This is a genomic window from Enterococcus sp. AZ191, assembly GCF_051713845.1.
Lineage (GTDB): Bacteria > Bacillota > Bacilli > Lactobacillales > Enterococcaceae > Enterococcus_B > Enterococcus_B durans.
In genome coordinates this window covers 2054848-2080456 of sequence record NZ_JBIOQS010000001.1, presented here as the reverse complement: position 1 = coordinate 2080456, position 25609 = coordinate 2054848, and the positions used below count along the sequence as shown (strand labels likewise).

The following is a 25609-nucleotide window of genomic DNA, read 5'->3' as shown; positions in this document are numbered from 1 at the left end:
AATCATGGAAAAATTCAGAAAAAGAAGCAAGAATGAATTCGATCAAAAAGAGAAACATCCTGTTACCCGTTACGCCCCCGATTATCATGAGGGGCTTTCAGAAAAAATAGTCGCAGAGAGAATACAAGATCATGCTACAAATCAGACGATAGATACCTCATTCAAAAGTAACAAGGAAATTGTTTTTCAAAATACATTCACATATTTCAATTTGATTTTTATGGTTTTAGCCATTTTATTATGTTTAGTCGGTTCTTATAAAAATCTCACTTTTTTACCAGTGATCTTAGCGAATACGGGAATCGCCATCTACCAAGAAATCCGTTCAAAAAAAATCTTGGACAATTTGACCGTATTGTCTGCTGCCAAAGTAACGGTCATTAGAGAGGGAAAAGAAAAGAAGATCGATATTGAATCGTTAGTATTAGATGATGTAGTACTTCTTGAAACGGGGCAACAAATACCAGCAGATGCCACCGTGTTAGAAGGAAAACTGCAAGTCAATGAAGGTTTATTAACAGGTGAAGCAGATGAGATCACTAAAGAGATTGGCGATTCTTTGATGTCAGGAAGTTTTATTATTTCTGGCAAGGCCTATGCTCAATTGGAAAGAGTTGGATATGATTCTTACATCTCACAACTGACAGTAAAAGCAAAGAAAATGGGTGAAGGGGAACAATCTGAAATGATCGCTTCCTTGAATAAACTCATCAAATGGATCGGGATCATCATCATTCCCTTAGGTCTTACCCTCTTTGGACAAAGCTATTTCGTAAACGAGGATACGATCAAAGAAAGTATCGTAGCAATGGAAGCAGCGTTGATCGGTATGATCCCTGAAGGCTTGTATTTGTTGACAACGATCGCTTTAGCAATGAGTGCCAGCAGATTAGCGAAGGAACGAGTCCTTTTGCATAATATGAAAAGTATCGAAACATTAGCTAGAGTAAACGTCCTATGTGTCGATAAAACAGGTACGATCACAGAAAATCGGATGACTGTTCAAAAATTGCTTGTTGCAAAAAATGAGACTGCTCAAAAAAACAGCGAGAGAATCAAAGGGCTGATTTCTGATTACGCAAAAGCGATGGCCAGCGACAATGTAACGATGGAAGCCATCCAAGATTATTTTACGGACTACACAGATCAAGAGGTACGAACAGTTCAACCATTCTCTTCCGTGCAGAAATTCAGTAGTGTATCTTTTTCTGAGGGAACCTATGTATTAGGGGCTCCAGAAATGGTTTTACGGGATCAGTTTTTAAAATATCAAGAGGAATTCAGTCACTATACTGAACAGGGCTATCGCGTGTTGGTTTTTGGAGTCTATCCACAAGAACTCACAGAAATGGTCTTAGAAGCAGAGGTAACACCATTAGGCTATATTCTGATCACTAACCCTATACGAAAAGAAGCACCAGCAACATTCACTTATTTTAAAGAACAAGGTGTAGCGATCAAAGTGATCTCAGGGGATAATCCGCAAACTGTTTCTAGCGTAGCCAAACAAGCAGGAATCGCAAATGCTGAAAAATATATCGATGTTTCTCAGTTAGCGGAGGAAGAGTATGGTAAAGCAGTTGAGGAATATACCGTTTTTGGGCGTGTGAAACCAGAACAAAAAATGAGATTTGTGCAACTGTTAAAGGAAAAAAATACTGTAGCAATGACAGGTGATGGCGTAAATGACATTTTGGCGATGAAAGAAGCAGATTGTAGTATTGCCATGGCTTCAGGAAACGAGGCAACGATCCAAGCAGCATAAGTTGCTTTACTCGATTCTGATTTCTCAAAAATGCCTGAGATCGTAGCAGAAGGACGTCGTGTGGTAAATAACATTGAGCGTTCTGCTAGTTTATTTTTAGTCAAAAATATTTTTTCTTTTTTGCTTTCCGTATTTTCTATTTTATTTGCACTGACGTATCCACTTGAACCTTCTCAAATTACATTGATTAGTTTATTCACGATTGGTGTGCCATCCTTTTTACTTGCACTTGAAGAAAACAAGAACCGGATTGAAGGGAAATTCATGTTCAATGTGATGGAAAAAGCAATCCCTGGTGGCTTGACTGATATGATGGTCGTGGGTGCCTTAGTCGTGAGCGGTGTGAGTTTGCAACTCAATAAAACAGACGTCTCCACAGCGTCTACGATGTTGCTGACGGCCGTTGGGTTTTTAGTTCTATATAAAATCTGTCAGCCACTGAATCGGTTTAGAGGGAGAATTATTTTATTTTGTGCAGGAGGAATCGTCTTTTCAGTTATTTTTCTCCATAAACTATTTTCTATATCGGCAATATCCGCAGTCTCTATTTTGTTACTGATCATTTTGTTTTTTGCAGCGGAATCTATTTTTAGACAACTGTCGCAACTGATCGAAAAATATAGTCGGTTGAAAAATGACCAAAGAAAACGAACGTTTATAGAGTGGTTGAAGAACTTCTTTCGGTTCAAATTTGACGAACCGAAAGAATAAACGCGAGTGAGATAAAGGGAAGAAGAGAATGTGGGAAAAATCTAAAAATCAGTTTTGCTATAGATTCTCGAATAAACGACGTCCAAAAGTCAGGTTTTTCGGAAATTTCAAAAAAGAACGTGGGACAAAAGTGTTTCTGACTTTTGTCCCACGTTCTTTAAAAACGAATAAACGATGTGTGCAGAAGCAACTCCTTCGAAAACAAGCCGACACTTACAAAAATCTAAAAAGTAATTTCTGTGAACCTCTTCTTATTTCTCGGAGAGAGATACTTCTGTTCCGGTCTCAATTCAACTTGGAAATTTTGATTGTAAAGCGGGGATCGTGACCGTAAAAGTAGAGCCAGTTCCTGGATGACTGTCTACTAGGATTTCCCCACCCAATAGATTGACATAATCTTTTACGATCGCTAAGCCTAGCCCAGTCCCACCTGAGTGTCGGCTTCTGGCTTTATCCACTCGATAAAAACGTTCAAAAATCCGTTCTTGGTCTTCCTTGTCAATACCAATGCCAAAATCTTGGACTGAAAAGGTTAATTTGTTCGTGACTTGATAGCGAATGATGATCGTGCTTGATTCTTTTGAATACTGGATGGCATTTTCGACTAGATTTTTAATGATCGGATACAATAGATCTGTCTGCGTAGTGAATGATACATCTTCCCCAAACAGTTGGATGGTCAACTGTTTTTTCTCGATCGTTGGCTGATAACTTTGAATGATCTGGTGGAAATAAGGATCCAGATAAATCGTCTGTGTCTCGTAAGGTGTTTCTTCATCTTTTGACAGTTGGATGATTTCTCGAATCAACTTATCTAATCGGATGGCATCTTTTTGCATGATCAAAAGAAAGTCCGTCAACGTTTTCGGGTCGTCTTTTGCTCCGTCCAGCAAAGTTTCAGTAAAACCAATCAAAGAAGTGACTGGAGTCTTTAATTCATGAGAGACATTTCCAACAAAGTCTTTTTGAAGTTTTTCCAAACGTCTGATTTTAGTTAGATCATACGCGACCCCCAATATTTGTCCAGTTTCTTCTGAACTATTAAAATAGCGAAGGCTGATGTCCAACGTTTGTTGTCCTTCAGAAATCGTGATTTCTTTGTGTACAAGCGGTTCAGTTGGGGTAACTTGATGGATCAGCTGGATCAATTTTGGTTCTTGGATGATCTCTGTGTAACGTTCATTGGGACGAAAGTGACTTACACCTAAATGGCTTTGCATTTTTGGATTAAGCAAACGTAATCGTGATTCTGAATCAATGAGGAAGACACCGATCATCAATTCGTTCAGAAGTGAATATAATTGTTCTTCAGTGGTGGTATAGGCACGATACATTTTACTCATTTGTTCACTTAACTCGTTGATCGTTTGATACAATTCTTCCCACTGATCGGACGTTTGCATAATGATTTCCGTCTTGTCCGGATTATTGACCATCTTTTTCAAGACTGGTAAAACTGTCTTGAGTGGTTGATTTCGCTGATAAGCCAAGTAATAGATCATACTGGTCAAAACAATGAAAAAAATCAAGAAAAAGAAGAAGACCCACCGACGAAAATTTTCTGTTCGAGGTAAGAAACCACTCGTTGGTTCTGCGATTCGAATAATTGCTTCAAGTTGCCCGTTTACTTTGATTGGTAATGCTACATAGAGCAGTTCTTCCTTCAATGTCGTACTCATTCTCAATGAGGTGCCAAGTGTCCCACCGTTCAATACTGCTTTGATCTCAGGACGGTCATCCCTCGATTGATCCAACGATTGATCCGTTGTATCAAATAAGACTTTTCCATTAGAATCCAGCAACGTGATCCGTTCGTTCGATTGATGGACAAATTCTGTTAAAACATTTTTATTCTGTTGAGAAGTCAAATCTTCTACATCCAGTTGCTGGATCAACAGCTGTGTTTTTTTTATCAGATAACTTTCTTGCTGTTCGATGATCTGTTGTTGAAAGTAATGTGAGATCATCTGCCAACCACCAAAAAAGAGCCCAATCAAAAGGATAAGAAAGAATGCGCGTTCGGATAATTTTTTCCAGTTCATATCTTTGGTTCCTGAAACTTATAGCCAAAACCACGAACAGTGATCAAATATTTGGGATGTTTTGGATCTCTTTCAATTTTTTCTCGTAAATGGCTGACATGAACATCTACGATCCGGCTTTGACCAGCAAAATCGAAATTCCAAATACGATCAAGTAATGTATCACGGTCGATCACACGATCTTTTCGCTTCATAAAATAAACAAGTAATTCAAATTCTTTTGGCGTCAATTCAATTGGACGATCATCAACCGTCACCTGATAATTCGTTAAATCAGCTGTGATCTGTCCACTCGACAAGTATTCAGGTTCTGCTTCTACTGTTTGGTTGTTCCGAGGTTCGACCCGTCGGAAAATAGCTTTCATCCGCGCAAGTACTTCTCTAGGACTGAATGGTTTCGTCAAGTAATCATCGGCGCCGATTTCTAGTCCAATGATTCGATCCACTTGGTCATCTTTCGCTGTGAGTATCAAAATAGGTGTGTCGATTTTTTCTTGTCTTAGTTTTTGAGTAATTGCTATCCCGTCAATGGAAGGGAGCATAACGTCCAGAATAATAAAATCAAATGATTGCTCAAGAGCAAGATCAAGACCAATTTGTCCGTCATCTGCACTAATAACTTTGTAGCCTTCTTTTTCCAAGTTGAAGGTTAGTAATGTGACGATCGAAGGCTCATCATCTACGACTAATACTTTTTTCATAAATTCTCCTTTTGCGAACAGTCTGTTTGGTTTATCTAAACAAGCAAAGTTTGTTGAATGTTTGCCGCTTCAAGTTGCTTACTTTTTTGAACGGTCGGAACAACGATCCAAGAAAAGCTTCAGCTATTCGGCTGTTCTTATTTTAGCATATAATCAATAGTAAGTACTATTTTACTCACTGAATAAATGGTATAATGGGAAGGCACTTGTTGGATAAGGAGGAAAGTAACGATGATCGGTATCAGTGCTTGTTTAGGCGGTCTAATCTGCCGCTATGATGGTCAGCAAAAAGCTGTTCCTGCATTAAAAAAACTGGTAGATGAAGGAAAAGCGATCATGGTTTGTCCAGAAGTGATGGGTGGATTGCCTACACCGAGACCTCCAGCAGAAATTGTCGGTGGCGATGGTATGGCTGTTTGGCATGGTCACGCTAAGGTTGTGACGGTGACAGGTGAAGATGTGACAAAGGCCTATCAAGAAGGGGCAGTTAAAGCCTATCAAAAATTACGTGAACATAAAATAGACACCGTCATAATGAAAGCGAAAAGTCCTTCATGCGGGGTCCATCTAATTTATGATGGTTGTTTTACTGGAACTCTTGAAGAAGGCATGGGGGTAGCGACTGCCTATTTTATCCAACAACAAATGACCGTACTCTCAGATGAAGAATGGTTGGAAATGCGAGGTGAATCGAATGGAGATCGAGAAAACGAACCGAATGAATGCACTTTTTGAATTTTATTCCACCCTTCTAACCGAAAAGCAAATGAACTATATGGAATTGTATTATGCAGACGATTTTTCATTAGGAGAAATAGCGGAAGAGTATGAAGTGAGTCGCCAAGCCGTTTATGATAATATCAAACGGACAAGTAAAATTTTAGAAGATTATGAAAAAAAGTTGCATCTTTTTTCTGATTATATCGTTCGTGAACAATTTTTAGAAAAAATGACTACTTATGTGAAGGAAACTTATCCAAAAGATGAGACCCTTCTTGATTTGATCAAACAGATCCAAGAAATCGAAGAATAAAGGAATGAAGAAAATATGGCATTTGAGAATTTAACAGAGCGCCTGCAACAGGCGATGAGTAAATTAAGAAAAAAAGGAAAAGTATCAGAAGCTGACGTCAAAGAAATGATGCGGGAAATCCGCCTTGCTTTGCTGGAAGCCGATGTCAACTTACAAGTAGTAAAAGATTTTACTAAACGAGTAAGAGAACGCGCAGTTGGCGCAGAAGTGTTGGAAAGTCTGTCACCCGCACAACAAATCGTTAAGATCGTTGATGAGGAATTAACGATCACTCTGGGTTCAGAAACAGTGGAATTGAACAAGTCGCCTAAGATCCCTACAGTTATCATGATGGCTGGTCTTCAAGGGGCTGGGAAAACGACTTTTACCGGTAAATTAGCCAATTATTTAAAGAAAAATGAAAATGCACGTCCATTACTGATTGCAGGAGACGTGTATCGTCCAGCAGCGATCGATCAATTAAAAGTGTTAGGCCAACAATTAGATGTGCCGGTATTTGATATGGGCACAGATGTCAGTCCAGTCGAGATCGTCCGTCAAGGGATGGAAGTAGCCAAAGAAAAGAAAAATGATTATGTCTTGATCGATACGGCCGGACGTTTGCATATTGATGAAACGTTGATGGGTGAATTGAAGCAAATCAAAGAACTAACTCAGCCAAATGAAATTTTACTGGTTGTCGATGCGATGACTGGTCAAGATGCTGTCAATGTAGCAGATAGTTTCAATCAACAATTAGGGATTACTGGGGTAGTCATCACCAAATTAGATGGTGATACTCGTGGTGGTGCGGCGCTTTCGATCCGTTCAGTGACTGGAGCGCCAATCAAATTTGTTGGTTCTGGAGAAAAATTAACTGATTTAGAAGTCTTCCATCCAGACCGTATGGCAAGCCGTATCCTTGGAATGGGTGACATGTTGACGCTGATCGAAAAAGCGCAACAGGACTATGATGAGAAAAAAGCGGAAGAACTTGCAAAGAAAATGAGGGAAAACTCATTTGATTTCAATGATTTTATCGAACAATTGGATCAAGTGATGGGCATGGGCCCTCTGGAAGATATCATCAAAATGATCCCAGGAATGAATCAAGTACCTGGTATTGAAAATGTCAAAGTCGATCCTAAAGATGTAGAACGCAAAAAAGCAATGGTTTATTCAATGACCCCAGCTGAAAGAGAAAACCCTGATCTATTGAATCCAAGCCGCCGTAGACGGATCGCCGCAGGTTCTGGGAATAGTGTGGTCGAAGTCAATCGTATGATCAAACAGTTCAAAGAATCACGTAAAATGATGCAGCAAATGTCTAAAGGAGATATGAATATCCCTGGCATGGACCAAATGTTTGGCACGGGCGTCAAAGGAAAACTTGGTAAAATGGTGATGAACCGTATGATCAAGAAAAACAAAAAGAAAAAGAAAAAACGTAAATAAAAGTAATTATATAGTAGAGAAGAAGGACTTCAGAGTGATCGGATCACCACGTGGTCCTCTCTTTTTTATAAAAAAGAGAATTAGAGGTGAACCTAGTGAAAAAAAGATGTGCATGGAGTGAGCAGACAGAAAGTATGCGGATATATCATGATACCGTTTGGGGTGTTCCCGAATATGACGACCAGAGGCTTTTTCGCAAATTGATGTTAGATATCAATCAGGCGGGGCTGAGCTGGCAGACAATCCTTAATAAAAACGAAGCATTTGATGAGGCGTATGATTCATTTGCCATTGAAAAAGTAGCACGATACCAAGAAGATAAAATCAATGAATTGATGGAAAACAAAGGAATCATTCGCAATCGTCGTAAGATCGAAGCAGCCATCGCTAATGCAAAAGCTGTTCAACAAATCCAAGCGGAATTTGGTAGCTTTTCAGACTATCTATGGGGATTCACGGATCAGAAAGTGATCAATCTTTCTTATCATGAACAAGCAGATATTCCAACGACTAGCCCGTTATCTGACAAACTGGCAAAAAGGTTGAAAAAAAGAGGGTTTAAATTTATCGGTAGCACAACGCTCTATGCGTTCTTAGAAGCAGTCGGCATCATCAATGACCATGTGGATGGTTGTTTTAGAAAACAGGAAGTAGCACGCAAGGGGTAGAGGAGGAAGAAGATGGGGAGAATACTATTTTATGGTGCGGTCAGTCTAGATGGCTATCTCGCGACCAAAGAGGACAGCCTGCAATGGCTCTTCGATACTCCAACAGGTATCGGTACGACGTATGAAGCTTTCTATAAGCAGATAGATGTGACGGTCATGGGAAGAAGGACATATGAGGAAGCCAAAAAATACTTGGAAACAGATGCGCTTTATCCAGATAAACGCAACATCGTTTTTTCCTCAAACAAGGAACTGAAATTAGAAGATGCAACGGTTGTGCACGACGACCCAGTAGGAGTTGTTGAACAATTAAAAAAGAATCCTGACATAACTGTCTGGGTGGTTGGTGGTGGTACATTATTAAGACCGTTGATTGAACATCAGCTGATTGATGAATGGTATATTCAAATTGCTCCAGTGCTTTTAGGAAACGGCATTCGCCTGTTTCAAGAAGGAAAGTATGAAGAAAGACTAAAACTGACTGATAGCCAACGGTTTGGTGAATTCATCGAACTACACTATATCAAAAGACAGTAGCGAATGTGGCACAAATCTAAAAATTAGGTTTGCTACAGACTCTCGAATAAACGGCGGGAGCAGAAGCAACTCCTTCGGAAATAAGCCGAAATTCACAAAAAATTGAAAAGTAATTTTCGTTCATTTCTTCTTATTTCTCGGAGTTAAGCACTTCTGTCCCAGCCTCTCTCAAATAAACGGCGTCCAAAAGTCAGGTTTTTCTCTCCAATTTCTCAAATCGAAACGACTTTTGTCTCAAACGCCATTTCACGAGTATTTATAGAACAAAAAGACCACATAATCATAGGAATAGGAGGAGCATCGTGAAAACGATCGAACGTGGTTCCTCAACTATTCTGTGATTATGTGGCTTTTATCGCATCTAGCCTTTGTGATAAGCATGAATGTTGGCATGGGTCTAGTCAAACTACTATTAAATAATATTAATCAGCTAATTTATTCGCAAAAGCTAAATACGCATTTAAAATTGTTTGGAAGAAGTTCAAAGTACCTTCAACTACGTTACCATTTTCGTCAACTAGGTTAGCGATATTGCCGATATACGCTTCTGGTTGTTGTAATGTTGGCACATTTAAGAATACCAATGATTGGCGTAGATGATGGTTCGCACCAAAACCGCCGATACCACCAGGTGAAGCAGTAACAACTAGTCCAGGTTTGTTATCCCAAACACTATGGCCATAAGGACGAGAACCAACGTCTAAAGCATTTTTTAGAACAGCAGGAACAGATCGATTGTATTCAGGTGTCACAAAAACAACGCCAGCTAAATCTTTTACTTCCTCACGGAAACGCGTCCATTCCGCTGGGGCATTTTCAGGTGTTTCAAGATCTTCATTATAAAAAGGCAGATCATCGATTTTTACAAAGACACTTTCATAACCTTCAGGTAATAATTTTGCAAAAGCCTCTGCAACTTTTTTATTGTATGAATCTTTTCTTAAGCTTCCTACAAAGAAACCGATTTTTTTAGTCATCAATAATTCCTCCCTTTATCTTTCTATATTCATCTTACAAAAAATAAGTAAATGGAGCAAATAATAACCCTTGGCTATAAAAAGTCAACGATTGGTTAAAAAGTATTGAATAGTACTCTTGGTTTCGATTCCTTAGCTGAAATGCTCCTTTATGTGGACAAAACCACGAGGTCGGGACAAAAGTCGTTTCGATTTGAGAAATTGGAGAGAAAAACCTGACTTTTGGATGCCGTTTATTCGAGAGTCTGTAGCAAACCTGATTTTTTAGATTTTTCCCACATTCAAAAAATGTTGAAACTATCAACAGTAATCGATGTACACTATCAAGTTGATAAGAGAAACTTTCTCAATAGAAATGAAGCAACGGCTAGGCGTCACACAAACACCGTTGAATGAACTTAAATTATTGTTTTATGATGAATCTACTTTAGCATTTGATCTAATTGGCTGTAGAGAAATTTTCGCCAGTTTGTTGTAAGAAAAAGAACAAAAGACTTTTTTCCACACCTGTTTTAGCTAATGTGGAACAAAGCAATAATGAGGTTGTATTTTTGAATGATGGAGAAATCGTTTTATCAGTTGCGGTTGAGGAATTGAAACCACATACGAAAAAAAGAGAGCTTCACGTTCTCTTCTTCTTTGTGAAACATTTAAGTGGATTTTTTGCTCCCTGACAGTCAGACATAGGTCAATTCTTTTGTTTCTATCTTTATTTAAAGTAACCGCTATTTTCTCATTTTTTTTGAAATAAAAACTATCAATATGGCACACCTGCTCACTCATTTGATAGTTTGTGAAAGAAATGCATGGTAAACTCTCCTTCTAAAATCAAACAAAGGAGGTTGGGAGTTAAACTATTCGATGATAAAGGGGCGGATAATGATTAAAGGTTGTTTTATGAATGAAAAGAGTAACTATTTATGTAAAAGAATCAAAAATGATACACAATCAACGATCTGAAATGGAGGAATTTGATGATGAATAAGCGTGAAATGCCCCATAGTAGTCCTCCGAATTATGTTAAGAGTAAGTTTTGGAATAGATTCAAAATAAAAATACTCGTTTCGTTTGAAAAGTCAAAAGAGCCTACTCTTGTTTATTCTATTGTTTCTAGTCTTGCTCTTTTGGTATGTGAAGCTCATTACTCAAAGAAAAAAGCGGGAGAAAGGAGGGAAATATGAAAATAAAACGAATTAATGCTTTACTGATAGAGATTTTAGGACTTTTAAGTGTGTTTCTTTTAACGCCAGATGTATTCGCAAGCGAAGAAGTAACTCTCCCAGTTTTGATTCAGCAAAATATTAAAGGGAAAACAATCAACTATCGACTTTCTACGCAGGATGAAAATGCAAATTATCCGGCAGAATCGGAAAACGGATTATTTTCCAACAGCGATGATCAAAGCTTGACGCTATACTTTGCATTTTTCAAACCAGGCAACTACCACTATACTTTGGCACCAGTTGAAGAGAACTTGATCCAAGCACAAGAGCAGATATATGACATTAACGTTTTGGTTTTCTATAATAAAAATTCTCAGCTTTCATCGGTAATGTCCGCAACAAATTCAGCTGGCTACAAGGTGGACTCCATTGCTTTTGCAGGTATCACTCCAGATAAGAATCCGGCAAATCAAGGGGGAAACATTGGGGGGAAGACCGCAATCAAAATGTATCCCGAGACAGGTGAGTTAAATAGCTAAGTTTCGTTATTCGGTTTGTTACTGGTAGTTAGGGTGATGATCATTGGGGGTACGCACCAGTATTTTTATCAACAAAAAAGCAAATCGAGTTTGTGATATGATTCCAGAGTTGATTCTTTATTACTGAAACAATGCAAGTCATCTCGTCATTAGGCCAGTAGTCATTGTTATTTATGGAGATTTGGATCTACACTTCTCCTGACTCTCTTCATTTAGTGTTTCTAAGTTAGATTGTCTTAGGGGCTAGAGTGCGTAGTGTGGCTAGTTTATACTTGTATCATTTTCAGCTCTTGAATGATAGACACCTTATTATTTGAGCGCAGAAGTAAAAAAATAGGAAGTACTTGTTTTTCAGTGTTTATTATCTGTCGTTTATTGTTAGGATCATACCTATTTGTTTATTCACGATGGTAGGAATTTCTGTGTTCAAGAAGAAAGAATTTTAAAAAAATGCACCTGTAAAGAAAAAAAGCTTTACAGGGTAAAAAAAAACTGTTACACTACATCTTGTGAATAAAACAATGGAGGTGGAAATATATAATGGCAGTTAAAATCCGTTTAAAACGTATGGGTTCTAAAAAGAGTCCTTTTTACCGTATCGTAGTAGCTGATTCACGTTCTCCTCGTGATGGACGTTTCATCGAAACTGTAGGTACTTACAATCCTTTGAAAGATCCTGCAGAAGTAGTTTTAAAAGAAGATTTAGTTCTTAACTGGTTGTCTAAAGGTGCGCAACCTTCTGATACAGTACGTAACATCCTTTCAAAAGAAGGCGTTATGCAAAAACACCACGAAGCTAAATTCTCAAAGAAATAAGGTGATCGGATATGAAAGATTTAAGCGAATTAGTCTTAACAATCGTTCGTCCGTTAGTCACTCATCCTGAACAGGTCCAGTTGGAAGTCGTTGAATCAAACGATTTTTACGAATACAATCTAACTGTGGCTCCCGCAGATATTGGTCGTATCATTGGCAAACAAGGCCGAGTTGCAAAAGCAATCCGGACGATCGTCTATGGTGTGCGGCTAAATGCACCTAAAAAAGTGCGTTTGAATATCGTCGATAATAAGGAATAATCAAAAGCTGTTTCGTTCATGCGAAACGGCTTTTTTATTATACATGGTTTTGATTGGCAAAAGACTACAGAGAGCGTATTCTTAAAGTAAAGAGGAGGAAATACATATGAAAAAATGGTGGATCGCTATACCAGCTATCCTGTTTTTAGGCGCTTGTCAAACCTCGGCCGATCGAACAGCACAAAAACAAGAAAATCAAGAGAAGGGCCAAAGCCATTCTCAAGTTACACAGATGACTACAGAAACATCTAAAGGGGGAGAAAGTACCACACAAAAGAATAAGCAAAATTCAAACGCAACGACAGAAACGAATCAGACACCGAAGACCGCCTTTGAGCAATTGAAAGCCGAACAGCCAACGCTACCAATGCCACAGGTCATCCCGATTTCTTCAGGGAATCTAAATCTTGCTGCAGCACAATCAAAGCAAGGATACACGGTCCTCTACTATGCTTTGCCAGAAAAACTTGCGCTAAATGCACAAGCGTTGAATCAAGAAACACCGATCGCCACTTATCTTTATCAATACGGATTTGCTTCAAGCCAAGAAACGATCAATGTGTTACAACCTTTTACGATTGATAAGAATGGACAAAAAGTCGATCTCGGTCATCAAATCATTGCCTATCAACAAGGGGCAGCTGGTTCAAATTATCTTGAATGGCAAGAAGGAAACTGGCGTATCAGAGTACGATCAAGCAACATCGAAGGACAAGATCCACTAACTTTAGCGAAAAAAATCGTCAATTATTTAGAAAAGGCCACTCTACCGGTACCTGAAAAATATGGGAAAATCATCGTCGATATGAATGATTCATCCAATCAAGCTACACAGGTCATTTGGCAAGAACCGAATAACGTCTTTACGGTCACACATCAAGACGCATTAGCCGCCCTAGAAATGGCTGTTTCAATGAATTAAATGCCAATTCATGATCTTGGACATGACGAAAGTAAAAAGAAGGGTAGAATTGCCTATAACCACATGCTAAAATAAAACAGATACGTAATACGTTGTTTTTTATACAGAATGAAAAAACGGATAAACGTTGCATAAGAAAAGGAAAAGGGGATACAAGTTGACTGAATATTTAAATGTAGGAAAAATTGTCAATACTCAAGGGATAAAAGGCGAAGTCCGTGTCATCTCAACAACGGATTTTCCTGAAGAAAGATATAAAAAAGGTGCAGTACTGACCTTGTTTCAAGAAAAAAAAGCACCAATCGAATTAACTGTCAAAAGCCACCGAAAACACAAAAATTTTGATATCGTAAGTTTTGAAGGTCATCCATCGATCAATGACGTAGAAAAATATCGTGATGGAATACTTAGAGTGTCAAAAGAAAATACAATAGAGTTGCAAGAAAATGAATTTTACTATCATGAAATCATTGGAGCAACTGTCATCGATGAAGACGGAACAGAGTTAGGTAAAATCAAAGAAATCCTTTCACCAGGAGCAAATGATGTCTGGGTCGTCCAACGTCAAAAGAAAAAAGATATATTGTTGCCTTATATCGATTCGGTTGTTAAAGAAGTAGATACGAAAAATGGTATTGTACGCGTAGAAATCCCTGAAGGACTGATTGACGATGAAAATTGATGTATTAACATTATTTCCGCGAATGTTTGAAGGACCAATGGGTGAATCGATCATTGGAAAAGCTGTCAATAAAGGATTATTGGATATCGATATCTCAAACTTTAGAGATTATTCAGACAATAAACACCAGACCGTCGATGATTATCCCTATGGTGGTGGGGCAGGAATGCTACTAAAAGTCCAACCGATCTATGACAATATCAAAGCAATTGAGGAAGCTGCACCGGAAACTAAAAAAAGAGTGATCTTATTAGATCCGGCAGGAAAACAATTCGATCAAAAGATGGCCGAAGAATTTTCACAAGAAGAACATTTAGTATTTATCTGTGGTCACTATGAAGGCTATGATGAACGGATCAGAAGTCTAGTCACAGATGAAGTGTCATTAGGCGATTATGTATTGACCGGAGGCGAGCTAGGCGCGATGGTAATGATCGATGCTACGGTACGGCTATTACCAGATGTCTTAGGAAACCAGACTTCTGCTCAAACGGATTCTTATTCAACCGGCCTACTGGAACATCCGCAATATACTCGCCCAGCAGAATACAAGGGAATGAAAGTACCCGAAGTTTTGACAAACGGCAACCATAAGTTGATTGAAGAATGGCAATTAAAAGAATCACTACGAAGAACCTATCTGCGCCGTCCAGATTTATTGGAACAGCTAGAAATGACGCCACAAATGCTCAAATTTTTAGAAGAAATCAAACAAGCAGAAAACGAATAGTAGATATAGCTGGGAAAAAATAAAATTATCCTTTACATGAAAATCGTAATATGTTAGTATCTTATGGTGAGTGCAAAGCACTTAACTATTACGATGTTCCGCTGTGAGAAAAAGCTCATACGAATGTTTGGAATAAGGAGAAAAGATCAATGAATCCATTAATCGAAGAATTAACAAAAGAACAATTACGTTCTGACATTCCAGCTTTCCGCCCTGGTGACACTGTACGTGTTCATGCGAAAGTTGTCGAAGGTACACGTGAACGTATCCAGTTATTTGAAGGTGTTGTAATCAAACGCCGTGGTGCTGGAATCAGCGAAACTTATACAGTACGTAAAGTTTCTAACGGAGTGGGCGTTGAACGTACATTCCCATTGCACACACCACGTGTTGCAAAAATCGAAGTTGTTCGTTACGGTAAAGTACGTCGTGCAAAATTGTACTACTTACGTGCATTACACGGAAAAGCAGCTCGTATCAAAGAAATCCGTCGTTAATTTATTGTTATCGAATGGTAAAAGAACTCTTGTTAATTCAAGAGTTCTTTTTTATGTTATATTGATATTCCTTTAGCTGATTGAAATTTTAATTTAAATAGTGATGAGGGGCAAAAAAGGGGCAAACTTTTATAAAAGCTCAAGATCACTCTGTAATTTTTCACGCATTCCTTCAGTAACATGAAGATAAATTTGTTGAGTTAATTTACTGTCCTCATGTCCAACTCTGTCTTGAATGACATACATCGGTGTTCCTATTTCAGCAAGTTTAGAAATATGAGTATGCCGAAAAATATGAGAGCTTAAATTTTTAGATTCATCGATTCCCATTTGTTTCCTATGAGTTCGTAAATAAGTGTTTATTGCATTTATCAAAATTGGAGTACCATGTTTGGTTTGAAAAAGGAATTCTCCTTGTGGATTTAATTCGAGAAGACGTTGGTAGATGGTTAAAGTTTTTTTGGATAAATCAATGGTACGCATTCCAGCAGCAGTTTTTGTCCGATTAGACTTTTTCATTTCTTTTACTCTACGTTCACGATAAAGTAAAGTTCCGTTTATTGTTACTGTTTTCTTCTGAATATCTATATCTGATTTAAGAAGAGCCGTAGCCTCGCCTGGACGCATTCCTGTGAGATAAAGCCATTGGAATAGTAAGCCATATCGTTCATTGTGAGCCATTGAGAAATCAATTATTTTTTTATATTCTGTATCTTCAAGGTACTTGTCCTTTATTTTAGCTGTTCTAAATTCTTTTTTATAATTAATTTCTACTTTATCCATGGGATTCACATGGATATATTCTTTTCTTACAGCATATTTTAATACAAGATTGATTTTAGCTTTTATAATTGCAACGTACTTATTTGATAAATTTTTATCGTATAAGTATTTATCAAGAATATCATTTAATAATCTAGCATCAATTCGTGAAACCAGTGTATTTTTTCCAATGTCTTGTTTGACTGCAGTCATTAAATTGTTTGTGGATAAATAGGTACTTTCAGCTACTTGTTTTTTATAGTGATTAAACCATTCGCTATATAATTCAAGGAATGTGATTTCTTTAGTAGCGGAATCAATTTCTTTAAGTTTTTTAGCAATTTTATTATTAAGAATATAAGATGCTTCTTTTTGTGTTTGTCTAGTTTTATTACTTTTAACGATTGATACTCTTCTTAGTTTACCAGTTAAAGGATCAGTATATCGTTCTACATATTTATACTTTCCACTAGAAAGTTCTTCAATCCACATTACATTTATCCTCTCTTTCTTTCGAATATATGTTCTTATTGGTTGTAAAAGAAAAGCCCGAAGGCTTTTTACTTTATCGATTTATTCTATTGAGCTAATTCATCTATGAATTCTTGTCTTTTTGAAAAAGGAATTACTTTAATTCGCTCATGTTTAAGCAAAGAAACGATATCAGGTCTAACTTCTTTTTCAGCATCATTAATGAAAGTATAAAATGTCGTTGGTCGACTGACTATTTCGCTAGTATTGTGTACATCAGCAGTCAAAGCCTTTGCATACATTTCATTATTTGGAACATTTAATGTTTTTATTAGCTTATCAGGTATATCTCTAATTCCTGGAATTGAAAATTCAAATTTATGACTCATTCCAGAAAGTCCTACGTAGGAAACGTTTTGACTTGCCCTTATATTATTATTTTCTAAGAAATTTGCTATGTCTTCAAAAAATACATTTGAAGTTTGTTTTTTCCCTAGCATAAACATATCGTTAGTGAAAAGCATTGCTTGTAACAAACGATGCTTATCATTTGGGAAATTTGACAAATTAGTATTTAATGATAATGAGTTATCCTCTAAATTTATAGAAACACCATATGATAGTAACTGTCTTGTTAGTAGATTTTTTCTTTGTGGTGATCTCAAAACATAGATTCCACTTGCCTCTAAATCATCTATAACATATCCTCCATCAGTTAAGATAATATTTTCTTTATCTTTCACTTGAGCATAAAGAATTAAGCTATCATTGTGCCTATCAAAAAAAGGTGTATCAATTCTAATAAATCCAGTTTCCAAGTTTTTATAACTAAATTTTTCCGAAACCCAATCATTATAGATTTTTTTTAAATTAGAACTTTCAATCATTATATTCACCTCCTAATTTGGATCTTCTTGAATATTAGTATACAGTAAAAATTGTTCTAATACAGAAAATATCGATTCTAGATCGGTAAACTCTGTTGGTAATGGATAGGCAAACGCATCTTTAGCATACTCCGAATCTTTATATATATGAATATGATTGTTTGATATAATTTCGCCATCAGGATTTCTGTGAGATCCATTATTTATATCAATACGTATTAAATGATCATTGGTTTCTTTAAAACGTAAATGTATGCTAAATCTTTCCTTTTCCAAAGGATGTCGATACCTATGCAATTTGTATTCAATTCCATCACTCATCCCTAAAACTAGTGTATCATCTTTAATTTTTCCTATAACTGGCATTTCAGAAGGAAGTTTTTCTTTCATATATTTAAGAGAGTTTATTAAATTTTTAACTTGTATATCTGTCAAATGATTCAATATATTCATTTATTTTCTCCTTTGATTTCAAGCATGTTTATTCCTAGTGCCGGAATCGAACCAGCGTCGCCAGACTAGGATGCGAAAGCATGGGCTTTTTTATATGCAAAAACCACCTAGCCGAATTGGTCAGGTGGTTTTGTTATCACACAATCACTCTGCCAATAACATAAAGATCATCATATTCATCTGCATAGAAATCTGGATACAAGCGATTTCCGTTTTTATCACATTCACAATTTAAAGATACGAATCGTAGTCTGTGATTTTCTACATACATTTTCTTTAAAAATGCTCTACCATTTATTTCAATAGCTCCTATTTGACCATTCATAACATCTGGAGTTTTTTTAATAAAAACTATTTCTCCATTTTCAAAAGTAGGATACATACTATCACCGTCTACCATGAAAGCAAGATCATAATGAGACGGAATTTGTGATTCTCTCATTGTAACTGTACCCAATGGACGTTCTTTATCATAATTAGGGTAACCATAACCTGCTGATAATAAACCTATATATGAAACTTCTTGTTTTTTATCTTCATCAATATCTTTTCCAAAATTGCCTTGAATAATGTTCGATCTATTTTGTTCTTCTAATTCATTTTTTGCAAAATCGTAAACTTTTTGTTGTCGAGGTAAAACAAGTTGGTTATAAATAGATACTATAGAAAAATTATTTTCGGTCTCAGTCCATCCCATTAGATCTTCAGGAGTTGTTTTCAAAACTTCAGCTATTTTTCGTAAATTTTCGGTTGGCAGTTTTTCTATTTCTCCTTTTTCATATCTAAATATGGTTGATCTGGAAACACCTAAGGCTTTTGCTATTTCATCAGCACTTATTTTCAGTTCTTTTCTTCTAAACTTCATTTTTTCTCCTACAGTCATTCTATCACCTCCTGTTACTATTATATAAAGGTTGTTGCAAATTCGCAACAAAATAATCGCATTTTTGCAACATTTGTATTGACTGTTTTGAGATATTGATGTATATTTAAATCATCAAGTCGCGTAAATGCGACAAAAAGAGAGGTGTTACTTATGATTGATGTAGCTAAATTAAAAGGATTAATAGTTGAGCGCGGAACTACTCAACAAGCGGTTGCTGATTCAATCGGAATTAACAGAAGTACATTTTATAGAAAAATGGTGGAGATTTTACTATAGCTGAAGCTAAAAAAATTAAAGAAGAAGTTCCATTAACAGACTCTGAGGCAGTTGAAATTTTTTTTGGTAAAATAGTCGCATTTACGCGACTTGGAGATAGCAAACAACCAGCGTAGGAGGTGAGAAAATGGAAGGAGCATTAACTAAAGCGGAATTCAAAGAAAAATATGGTTACTCCGAATCAACTTATTATCGAAGAATGAAGCTATTTAAAGATTCAAAATTTCGTACAGGTTATATAGCACCAACTAAAAATGAGGTGTATATAAAAACGGAACTATATGATCGATTCTTAGAAGCAGAATCTGCGAAGAAATTTGAATATCAAACTATTTAAGAAAAACATTTTATCAAATAGAAATGGAGAAATTCAATAAACAAAAGGAGGGTTGACATGAAGAAAGAAGAGAAAATGGGAATTTTAAATGAAGAAAATTACACAAGATTAATCGTTGAAACAGAAGAAGGTAAAAAAGTAGCAGAAGTTACATTGACCGATACAACTCCTGCTGATGGTTATCGTATTCGGTTAACTCCTAAATATGATTAACCTTTTGGTGGATGCGGATCGTTTCCGTGACTATCACGGCTTTGAATTTTTCCATCTCGGCCATGAATAAATAGCTCGGAACCTTGATTTTTAGAAATCTCTCTAGCGATTTTTACTGCTTCAGATTTTGTATTAGTATGGGCAGTCGCTTTGGAATTTCCAGCACCTTTGACATTCCAACCGCCATTGGAATTAGGTACGACATGTTGGTTTTTCCCCATAATATTCACCTCCATTTCTATAAAAATATTTTATCAAATAGAAATGGAGAAATTTAATAAACGAAGGAGGGATTAAATGACCTTACAAGAGCATCAACACTTGATGCGAAAACTAAATCAGGAATACCACGAAGAAATGAAACCTAGATTGTTAGGGGAACAATGGCGTGAACGCCAGAAGAAATAAAAAAGTGACTCAGCCGTCAAAAGCAATGAGTCACAAACCAAAAATTATATCGGGAGAATTATATCACATGAATAAAAAAATTGAAAACCTTATTGATGAATTAATCGAAGAATGCAACAAACAAGACGTTACAAGATAAGGTAGCTGAACTGAAACATATAGTTGAAAACTTAGAGAATTTATCCGTCGTGTATAGTGATAGTATTAATTTTGGAGACTATGATTATAGTGGAAATCCCAATTTATTTAGAAATATGGACTCAAGTAACTGGATTGTTGGGACGGGAGTAACAAAAGGTAGTGAAGAAAATGCGACGACATTCACGCTTTCCGATAGCACTACAAATCCTAATGCTTATGTACAAACAGAAGTACCAATTTTGTCGCCGAATAAAAAATACACGATGAGTACCAAAGTGTTTTTAGATAATCCAGCTTCATCAAATAACTATTTGCTTTACCGCTTAAATAAACAAAGTGATTCTCTTTCTTATTTGCATATAAAGTTAAGTGATTTACCATTAAATGAGTGGATAGAAGTAGAAACAATGGCAAATCAACATGAAGTATCGTTCGATCCTTCTGAGATAACGAGTGCCTGGTTACAATTACTATTAAATGGCTTTACAGGAACTATCAAAATTAAAAATGAACTTAAAATTGAAGAAGGTGAATCAGCTACACCATACCAGCCCAATCTATTAGTTGCCCCTTTTTATCTATCAAAACAAGTAACGGGAGAAAGAATGTACAAATATTTTGGTACAGGAATTAAGGATAGTGACAATCCAAATGACTTTGTCTGGGATTTGACTTCTGAATATATAGAAGCAAATTTTGCTAAGGAAACAGAGGTGGAAACAAATACTAATAATATTGCAATGCTAATTGATGACTTAAGAGTAGTGACGGCGAATGTTGTTTGGATGAAAAATAATACTTATGTTCTAGGGGAATGGCAAGATTTATCACTAACAGAAGGTTATCAAGGAGGAGACGGAACTAGTCCTAAGTATCGAGTTGACACAATAGATGGTCATAAAAAACTATCATTTAGAGGTGCGGTAACCACAACAAGTAATACATTGCCTAGTCAAACACAACAACATATTATTTCTACATTGCCAGATGAACTCACCCCTTCTGATACTAAAATGGGCTTAGGGGCAACTAATTCATTGAGTACTTCATGCAGAATAGCTGTCACTAGCGCAGGAAATCTATACGTAGGAAATGACAGTGGCAAAGATGTTAAATATTGTTATTTAGATACATTTTCATATTGGTTAGATTGAAGAAAATAAAATCATTTAGTAGCGTGCTCAAATGAGTGCGCTTTTTATTTTTATGAAAGGAAGAAAATAAGTGAATACAATGATAGAACTGTTGAAAAATCAACTTTTAAAAATGAGTCATGACGGTAGTTGGGTATTCGGTGCAATTGGTGGAGGAATTTCTTTTGTGTTTCCTGATTGGATTACGTCAAAGAAATTAGGCATTGAGCATGCAGTTGTTATTGGAATATTATTAGCAGTTTTTCTTATGGAATGGGCTGTGGGTTCTAGTTTAGCCAAATTATCGACAAGTAAAAAGAAAAATAGTACGACTCTGATCGATTCAGCTATTCGAGATTTTGTAATCTTGGTGATTTGCATGATTGCCTATGGCTTTGATTATTTGTTAGGTACTGGTTCCATTATTTTTTGTTTGTTTATCTTCGCTTTTATTTACCATAATTTCTATAGTTTGATGGCCAATATCGCTGTTTTAGGTTGGGAAGATAAATTTCCAATGTGGCTAATTAAGTGGCTAGAAGATGAAATTGAAGTAAAAAAAGAAAAATATTTCCCAACAAATCATTTACAAGGAGACGATGAAAATGAGTAAACATTTAGTAGTGTTTGGACATGGCCAAGGTGATCCCGGAGCACTGGGAAATGGCTATCAGGAAGCAACGTTTACCCGTAATATTTTAGGACCAAAACTAAAAGCATGGGCTGCAAAACTAAAAAATAATCAGATTGATTTTTACAATGAGTCTCTAGATATGTATCAACAAACAAAAGCTGGAGGTGGCGCGTATGACGTAAATGGTTATGCTTCGGTGACAGAGTTTCATTTAGATGGATCAAGCAATCCTAGCGCTGAAAATGGTCATGTGATTATCAATGCTCGATTTAAAGCGGACAGTAATGATCTTGCGATTGCAAAAGTGATTGAGAAATATGTTGGATTGTGGGGATCATCGAAACCTACTGGTGTGGTAGGAAGATCAGACTTATTAAACTGTAATGTTTTTGCGAATCGAGGTATTTCATATCGATTGGTCGAATTGGGATTTATTACGAATAAGCGAGATATTGATGAGCTAACAAAAAATCTTGATGCGATTGCGAAAGGGATAGTTGAAGCGATTACAGGCGAATCACTGAGTGGAGCTACTTCTTCTACAAATACAGTATCAAAACCACAAACACCATCCGACCATGACAAAGCAGTAGCAGCAAGTAAAGCTGTTCATCAAGGGAACGCATGGGCGAAATTAGATAAGTTCAATGAAGTAAGTAAAGGGAAAATACGAATTGCTGGATGGCTGGTACCAGATAAACCAGAAGGTGCAATTGGTAAATTTGCTTATATATTGATCATGAAGCATGGCACAAATGAAGAAATCACTCGTGTTGCCTCTTAAGGGATCAAACGACCTGACGTGAAGAAAAACTATGGCTACAAAGGTGGCGATGCCCTAGGAATGGACGTCACCTTGGATTTAAGCTGGGTGAAAAAAGGCACGAAAATTGATGTCATTTTCCGTCGTTGTAATCAATCTAATGGTGAAGGTGCAGTGAATGATGTACGGATTTCTGATATCTATTTAACGTTGTAAATAAAAATAGCCCCTCATTAAATTTATTCTCTAATTTAATGAGGGGCATATTATATCTATATACAGTATATAAAATTAAAATTATACCTCAGATTTGTATATTGTCAATTCTTTTGAAATGCTTTTGATTTTTCTGGATAATTGAGTATAATTATTATGTAAAGGTTGAAATAGCAACTTTTTTTTAAGAAAAATACTTTTGAAATACTTTTGAATGCTTTCGAATTAAGATTAGGGGTGTAAAAAATTAAGTTTATTGAATTAAAAGATGAAATCTTTACGACACCAAGAGAAAATTTCCAACTAGAGTTTAAAAAATCGCAAACTAAACTATCTAGTGATGTATGGTCAAATTATAGCGCGTTTGCAAATACTAACCCCAAAAAGATAAGTATCTGAAGCTTTTTCTTTTTATAACTTGGAAATAATAGCATAAAATAATATATTTTACAAAGAATAAGACAATCTAGTTTTTTGCTATTAAATGTGTAATAATTAATGTGCCATCACAACAAAGAATGAAACCCATTATTATCTAGTCTATGTCCATTCTTTTTGTTTGCAGTAGTTGTGATAGCTTTCTGTACCCTTAGCTCAGTTGGTCAGAGCAGACGGCTCATAACCGTCCGGCCGTAGGTTCGAGTCCTATAGGGTACATGCGAACTCCTTACTTCTCATTATAGGAAGTAGGGATTTTTTTATGTGCCAAATAATTTTTTTATTGTTCGAGTTGTTTGGTGGCTTTGATTAGAAAAGCTTTATTTAGCAATTAAATAGAATTACTTATAGCTATGATTAGTTCTCCTAAAACAGCTCCAAAACCTAAATTAACTAAGGAGTATATACAGAAATTAAAGGAGGAGACTTAAAAAAATAAAGAGGCTAAAGGAAAATTAAATAATAAAAATAAGAATGGATATTTATAACTATTTAAAAGTTAATAATTAGTAAAAAGAATTATTTGAACAGAAAAAGATATTTATCTTTTTCTGTTTTAGTAATTCTAGTGACAAAATAGTTTAGGTGATACAAGAAAGAATTAGAAGTGTTACCTGGTTAAGGATTTTTTCATGTTTTCGATTTACATAAAATTATGATAGTGAATTTAACCACCGTAAAAAGGTACATAGTTATTATAGCTAAGTACTAATTGTCAGTTATATTTTTTAGGTAGGCACAAAGAGGTAACATTAGTTATATTAACGATCTATATATTTTAAACTACGCTTAAACTTTTTTTGTTTATTTTTTTTTACTTTATTTATTTCTTTTTCTAATAAATCAATATTCTTAGGTACTATAGGTATTCTATTTAATGATCGCTTAATAAAGTGAATATTACTAATATTCATACTAATAACATCAGCATGAATATTAGTATAATCTAATTTTGGAATATACAAATCTTGTTTTTTATAGAAATTATTTGTTAGATACATTTGTAATTTTTTTGATAGTGGATGATTGATTCTGCAATCTTTAAGATAAGAATAAGTATTGAAGATATTTTCCATAATTTCTTTGGTTATAGAAATATCAAATTTTAAAGTTTCCAATCTATCTAACAATATAGCAATTAATGCCCAATATATTTCTTTAGTTGAATTTATATGTGGTAATTTATAAGTAGACAAATATCTAGCTTGAATACTTTTAAAAGAAAGAGAATATTTTACTTTAGCTATTTCACATTTTTTCTCTTCTCCTAGTGCAATTTTTAAAGCAATATCTAATTCTTTAATTAGACAATTTCCAACGAGATTTTGATATGTGCTGACAATTTCTCCGTAATATTCCTTTATTGCTAATTTTTTGATTTTTGAAAAAAAAATTTCTGAGAAATCTGATTCCATATTATTTGAATCAGATTTCTGCATTTTTATTTTATTTGATAATTCATTTCTTTGTTTTCTAATATCTACAGTACCCAAGCACAGAACTGTAGATAGTTTTTTTACCGATTCGTTAGGGATAATATAGTAGTAATTAATAATATCTCTTTTATTACGTTGGATAGGATGAGGATCCATAGTTATTGGTTTAAAATTATTTCTTAATGAATAGAATTGGTTAGCCTTATCAAAAAATTCTAACTGAATAAAATTATTTTTATTTTGTATTCTACAACTAATTTCATGGAATCGCCAATCTTCAATAGAAAAATCATAATAAGCTACTGTTATTGGTAGTATTAAAAAGCTCTCTTTTGTATTAGGAATTAAATTTTTAATTTCAAAAGGTAACAGCTCTGGTACAATCGAAGCATTTATACTATTTTCTAACGAAACTTTTAGTAATTCTATATTTTGAGATTTAAAATCATTTACGTTTAGATCCAAATAATCTTTATATAAAGAAATTAATTCTATGTTAGGCTTATAGGATTCCATTTTTGATAAAGAAATTCTGTTATCCATTAGATTGAGTAATTGTAAAATTATTTGCATAGAAAAGAAAGAATATTCTTCGTCATTCATGAATGCTGTTCTTTTAGATTTTGCGCATTGTACTAGATGGGTATAGTATTCTTCTTGATTCATATTTATCCCTCG

General features: G+C 35.6%; 27 protein-coding genes, 1 tRNA gene and 3 pseudogenes. 21 read left to right on the top strand and 10 right to left on the bottom strand.

From position 1 onward, the window contains the following. Window positions 1-4: 4 nt before the first annotated feature. Window positions 5-2476: pseudogene (locus IGI47_RS10070) on the top strand (cation-translocating P-type ATPase). 290 nt (window positions 2477-2766) lie between these two features. On the opposite strand, the gene IGI47_RS10065 reads toward IGI47_RS10070, so the two are convergent. After that, window positions 2767-4518 carry a sensor histidine kinase gene (locus IGI47_RS10065; protein WP_311929297.1) on the bottom strand — a complete coding sequence of 584 codons (1752 nt, stop codon included), beginning with the start codon at window positions 4516-4518 and terminating at the stop codon, window positions 2767-2769. Continuing rightward, window positions 4515-5219 (bottom strand): response regulator transcription factor, encoded by a 705-nt coding sequence (locus IGI47_RS10060; protein WP_005875606.1) that lies wholly within the window; start codon window positions 5217-5219, stop codon window positions 4515-4517. The genes IGI47_RS10065 and IGI47_RS10060 overlap by 4 nt, the downstream gene beginning before the upstream one ends. 231 nt (window positions 5220-5450) lie before the next feature. On the opposite strand from IGI47_RS10060, the gene IGI47_RS10055 reads away from it, so the two are divergent. From IGI47_RS10055 to IGI47_RS10035, 5 genes are all read left to right on the top strand, one after another. Beyond that, complete coding sequence (locus IGI47_RS10055; RefSeq protein WP_311929295.1) at window positions 5451-5954, top strand: DUF523 domain-containing protein; 504 nt, start codon at window positions 5451-5453, stop codon at window positions 5952-5954. Then, window positions 5914-6252 carry a putative DNA-binding protein gene (locus IGI47_RS10050; protein ID WP_005875610.1) on the top strand — a complete coding sequence of 113 codons (339 nt, stop codon included), beginning with the start codon at window positions 5914-5916 and terminating at the stop codon, window positions 6250-6252. Before IGI47_RS10055 ends, IGI47_RS10050 begins: the two co-directional genes overlap by 41 nt. A gap of 15 nt (window positions 6253-6267) precedes the next feature. Then, complete coding sequence (gene ffh / locus IGI47_RS10045; RefSeq protein WP_438784110.1) at window positions 6268-7686, top strand: signal recognition particle protein; 1419 nt, start codon at window positions 6268-6270, stop codon at window positions 7684-7686. Between the two features lie 95 nt (window positions 7687-7781). Continuing rightward, complete coding sequence (locus IGI47_RS10040; RefSeq protein WP_438784109.1) at window positions 7782-8354, top strand: DNA-3-methyladenine glycosylase I; 573 nt, start codon at window positions 7782-7784, stop codon at window positions 8352-8354. Window positions 8355-8366: 12 nt separating this feature from the next. Further along, entirely contained in the window at window positions 8367-8891 is a 525-nt protein-coding gene (locus tag IGI47_RS10035) for a dihydrofolate reductase family protein (protein ID WP_438784108.1), read from the top strand. Window positions 8892-8933: 42 nt separating this feature from the next. Here the strand turns inward: IGI47_RS10035 and IGI47_RS10030 are convergent. Both IGI47_RS10030 and IGI47_RS10025 read right to left on the bottom strand, forming a co-directional pair. Further along, window positions 8934-9053 (bottom strand): annotated as a pseudogene (locus tag IGI47_RS10030) (DUF3788 family protein); the annotation flags it as partial. A 260-nt stretch (window positions 9054-9313) separates the two neighbouring features. Beyond that, a complete protein-coding gene (locus tag IGI47_RS10025; RefSeq protein WP_438784107.1) occupies window positions 9314-9868 on the bottom strand; it encodes an NADPH-dependent FMN reductase in 555 nt (184 codons plus the stop codon). 977 nt (window positions 9869-10845) lie between these two features. Between IGI47_RS10025 and IGI47_RS10020 the strand changes: the two genes are divergently transcribed. From IGI47_RS10020 to rplS, 8 genes are all read left to right on the top strand, one after another. Continuing rightward, entirely contained in the window at window positions 10846-11049 is a 204-nt protein-coding gene (locus IGI47_RS10020) for a hypothetical protein (protein WP_438784106.1), read from the top strand. Then, window positions 11046-11570: a hypothetical protein gene (locus tag IGI47_RS10015; protein ID WP_438784105.1), complete on the top strand. Its 525-nt coding sequence runs from the start codon at window positions 11046-11048 to the stop codon at window positions 11568-11570. Before IGI47_RS10020 ends, IGI47_RS10015 begins: the two co-directional genes overlap by 4 nt. A 540-nt stretch (window positions 11571-12110) precedes the next feature. Then, the gene (gene rpsP, locus IGI47_RS10010; RefSeq protein WP_005875628.1) at window positions 12111-12386 is read left to right on the top strand and encodes a 30S ribosomal protein S16; all 276 of its coding nucleotides are present in this window, start codon (window positions 12111-12113) and stop codon (window positions 12384-12386) included. Window positions 12387-12397: 11 nt separating this feature from the next. Next, window positions 12398-12646: a KH domain-containing protein gene (locus IGI47_RS10005; RefSeq protein ID WP_438784103.1), complete on the top strand. Its 249-nt coding sequence runs from the start codon at window positions 12398-12400 to the stop codon at window positions 12644-12646. Window positions 12647-12752: 106 nt separating this feature from the next. Continuing rightward, window positions 12753-13568: a hypothetical protein gene (locus IGI47_RS10000; protein WP_311929285.1), complete on the top strand. Its 816-nt coding sequence runs from the start codon at window positions 12753-12755 to the stop codon at window positions 13566-13568. Between the two features lie 157 nt (window positions 13569-13725). Beyond that, the gene (gene rimM, locus IGI47_RS09995) at window positions 13726-14250 is read left to right on the top strand and encodes a ribosome maturation factor RimM (protein WP_311929284.1); all 525 of its coding nucleotides are present in this window, start codon (window positions 13726-13728) and stop codon (window positions 14248-14250) included. Further along, window positions 14240-14980, top strand: a complete 741-nt coding sequence (gene trmD, locus IGI47_RS09990) for a tRNA (guanosine(37)-N1)-methyltransferase TrmD (protein ID WP_311929283.1) — start codon at window positions 14240-14242, stop codon at window positions 14978-14980. The genes rimM and trmD overlap by 11 nt, the downstream gene beginning before the upstream one ends. 149 nt (window positions 14981-15129) lie before the next feature. After that, complete coding sequence (gene rplS, locus IGI47_RS09985) at window positions 15130-15477, top strand: 50S ribosomal protein L19 (RefSeq protein WP_002286913.1); 348 nt, start codon at window positions 15130-15132, stop codon at window positions 15475-15477. Window positions 15478-15606: 129 nt separating this feature from the next. Here the strand turns inward: rplS and IGI47_RS09980 are convergent, their stop codons facing one another. From IGI47_RS09980 to IGI47_RS09965, 4 genes are all read right to left on the bottom strand, one after another. Then, complete coding sequence (locus IGI47_RS09980) at window positions 15607-16731, bottom strand: tyrosine-type recombinase/integrase (RefSeq protein WP_146896580.1); 1125 nt, start codon at window positions 16729-16731, stop codon at window positions 15607-15609. A gap of 86 nt (window positions 16732-16817) precedes the next feature. Continuing rightward, window positions 16818-17597, bottom strand: a complete 780-nt coding sequence (locus IGI47_RS09975) for a DUF1828 domain-containing protein (RefSeq protein WP_438761791.1) — start codon at window positions 17595-17597, stop codon at window positions 16818-16820. 12 nt (window positions 17598-17609) lie between these two features. Further along, the gene (locus IGI47_RS09970) at window positions 17610-18050 is read right to left on the bottom strand and encodes a DUF6978 family protein (protein WP_167591991.1); all 441 of its coding nucleotides are present in this window, start codon (window positions 18048-18050) and stop codon (window positions 17610-17612) included. A gap of 136 nt (window positions 18051-18186) precedes the next feature. Further along, a complete protein-coding gene (locus tag IGI47_RS09965; protein WP_438784101.1) occupies window positions 18187-18933 on the bottom strand; it encodes an XRE family transcriptional regulator in 747 nt (248 codons plus the stop codon). A 153-nt stretch (window positions 18934-19086) separates the two neighbouring features. Here IGI47_RS09965 and IGI47_RS09960 point away from each other — a divergent pair, with 153 nt between their 5' ends. The 3 genes from IGI47_RS09960 to IGI47_RS09950 all read left to right on the top strand — a co-directional run bounded on the left by IGI47_RS09960 (window position 19087) and on the right by IGI47_RS09950 (window position 19762). Continuing rightward, window positions 19087-19212, top strand: a complete 126-nt coding sequence (locus tag IGI47_RS09960) for a hypothetical protein (protein WP_438784100.1) — start codon at window positions 19087-19089, stop codon at window positions 19210-19212. A gap of 127 nt (window positions 19213-19339) precedes the next feature. Then, window positions 19340-19549, top strand: a complete 210-nt coding sequence (locus IGI47_RS09955) for a hypothetical protein (RefSeq protein WP_146896570.1) — start codon at window positions 19340-19342, stop codon at window positions 19547-19549. A gap of 57 nt (window positions 19550-19606) precedes the next feature. Then, a complete protein-coding gene (locus tag IGI47_RS09950) occupies window positions 19607-19762 on the top strand; it encodes a hypothetical protein (RefSeq protein WP_438782966.1) in 156 nt (51 codons plus the stop codon). On the opposite strand, the gene IGI47_RS09945 is transcribed toward IGI47_RS09950, so the two are convergent. After that, complete coding sequence (locus IGI47_RS09945; RefSeq protein WP_002299325.1) at window positions 19759-19983, bottom strand: DUF2188 domain-containing protein; 225 nt, start codon at window positions 19981-19983, stop codon at window positions 19759-19761. The genes IGI47_RS09950 and IGI47_RS09945 overlap by 4 nt on opposite strands. A gap of 375 nt (window positions 19984-20358) precedes the next feature. Here IGI47_RS09945 and IGI47_RS09940 point away from each other — a divergent pair, with 375 nt between their 5' ends. The 4 genes and pseudogenes from IGI47_RS09940 (at window position 20359) to IGI47_RS09925 (ending at window position 23714) form a co-directional block, all read left to right on the top strand. Beyond that, window positions 20359-21465, top strand: coding sequence for a hypothetical protein (locus IGI47_RS09940; RefSeq protein ID WP_438784099.1), 1107 nt, complete (start codon window positions 20359-20361; stop codon window positions 21463-21465). Window positions 21466-21544: 79 nt separating this feature from the next. Beyond that, a complete protein-coding gene (locus IGI47_RS09935) occupies window positions 21545-22057 on the top strand; it encodes a phage holin family protein (RefSeq protein ID WP_438762185.1) in 513 nt (170 codons plus the stop codon). Continuing rightward, window positions 22050-23057: pseudogene (locus IGI47_RS09930) on the top strand (N-acetylmuramoyl-L-alanine amidase). Before IGI47_RS09935 ends, IGI47_RS09930 begins: the two are co-directional and overlap by 8 nt. Before the next feature lie 583 nt (window positions 23058-23640). Next, window positions 23641-23714, top strand: a tRNA-Ile gene (locus IGI47_RS09925). Window positions 23715-24256: 542 nt separating this feature from the next. On the opposite strand, the gene IGI47_RS09920 is transcribed toward IGI47_RS09925, so the two are convergent. Beyond that, window positions 24257-25597: a hypothetical protein gene (locus IGI47_RS09920; RefSeq protein ID WP_438784098.1), complete on the bottom strand. Its 1341-nt coding sequence runs from the start codon at window positions 25595-25597 to the stop codon at window positions 24257-24259. Window positions 25598-25609 lie beyond the last annotated feature (12 nt).

Bases quoted from the DNA above. Each gene is read 5' to 3' on its own strand.
- IGI47_RS10065 (WP_311929297.1), bottom strand. From the start codon at position 4,518: ATGAACTGGAAAAAATTATCCGAACGCGCATTCTTTCTTATCCTTTTG.
- IGI47_RS10060 (WP_005875606.1), bottom strand. From the start codon at position 5,219: ATGAAAAAAGTATTAGTCGTAGATGATGAGCCTTCGATCGTCACATTA.
- IGI47_RS10055 (WP_311929295.1), top strand. From the start codon at position 5,451: ATGATCGGTATCAGTGCTTGTTTAGGCGGTCTAATCTGCCGCTATGAT.
- IGI47_RS10050 (WP_005875610.1), top strand. From the start codon at position 5,914: ATGGAGATCGAGAAAACGAACCGAATGAATGCACTTTTTGAATTTTAT.
- ffh (WP_438784110.1), top strand. From the start codon at position 6,268: ATGGCATTTGAGAATTTAACAGAGCGCCTGCAACAGGCGATGAGTAAA.
- IGI47_RS10035 (WP_438784108.1), top strand. From the start codon at position 8,367: ATGGGGAGAATACTATTTTATGGTGCGGTCAGTCTAGATGGCTATCTC.
- IGI47_RS10025 (WP_438784107.1), bottom strand. From the start codon at position 9,868: ATGACTAAAAAAATCGGTTTCTTTGTAGGAAGCTTAAGAAAAGATTCA.
- IGI47_RS10020 (WP_438784106.1), top strand. From the start codon at position 10,846: ATGAATAAGCGTGAAATGCCCCATAGTAGTCCTCCGAATTATGTTAAG.
- IGI47_RS10015 (WP_438784105.1), top strand. From the start codon at position 11,046: ATGAAAATAAAACGAATTAATGCTTTACTGATAGAGATTTTAGGACTT.
- rpsP (WP_005875628.1), top strand. From the start codon at position 12,111: ATGGCAGTTAAAATCCGTTTAAAACGTATGGGTTCTAAAAAGAGTCCT.
- IGI47_RS10005 (WP_438784103.1), top strand. From the start codon at position 12,398: ATGAAAGATTTAAGCGAATTAGTCTTAACAATCGTTCGTCCGTTAGTC.
- IGI47_RS10000 (WP_311929285.1), top strand. From the start codon at position 12,753: ATGAAAAAATGGTGGATCGCTATACCAGCTATCCTGTTTTTAGGCGCT.
- trmD (WP_311929283.1), top strand. From the start codon at position 14,240: ATGAAAATTGATGTATTAACATTATTTCCGCGAATGTTTGAAGGACCA.
- rplS (WP_002286913.1), top strand. From the start codon at position 15,130: ATGAATCCATTAATCGAAGAATTAACAAAAGAACAATTACGTTCTGAC.
- IGI47_RS09980 (WP_146896580.1), bottom strand. From the start codon at position 16,731: ATGTGGATTGAAGAACTTTCTAGTGGAAAGTATAAATATGTAGAACGA.
- IGI47_RS09975 (WP_438761791.1), bottom strand. From the start codon at position 17,597: ATGATTGAAAGTTCTAATTTAAAAAAAATCTATAATGATTGGGTTTCG.
- IGI47_RS09970 (WP_167591991.1), bottom strand. From the start codon at position 18,050: ATGAATATATTGAATCATTTGACAGATATACAAGTTAAAAATTTAATA.
- IGI47_RS09965 (WP_438784101.1), bottom strand. From the start codon at position 18,933: ATGACTGTAGGAGAAAAAATGAAGTTTAGAAGAAAAGAACTGAAAATA.
- IGI47_RS09960 (WP_438784100.1), top strand. From the start codon at position 19,087: ATGATTGATGTAGCTAAATTAAAAGGATTAATAGTTGAGCGCGGAACT.
- IGI47_RS09955 (WP_146896570.1), top strand. From the start codon at position 19,340: ATGGAAGGAGCATTAACTAAAGCGGAATTCAAAGAAAAATATGGTTAC.
- IGI47_RS09950 (WP_438782966.1), top strand. From the start codon at position 19,607: ATGAAGAAAGAAGAGAAAATGGGAATTTTAAATGAAGAAAATTACACA.
- IGI47_RS09945 (WP_002299325.1), bottom strand. From the start codon at position 19,983: ATGGGGAAAAACCAACATGTCGTACCTAATTCCAATGGCGGTTGGAAT.
- IGI47_RS09935 (WP_438762185.1), top strand. From the start codon at position 21,545: ATGATAGAACTGTTGAAAAATCAACTTTTAAAAATGAGTCATGACGGT.
- IGI47_RS09920 (WP_438784098.1), bottom strand. From the start codon at position 25,597: ATGAATCAAGAAGAATACTATACCCATCTAGTACAATGCGCAAAATCT.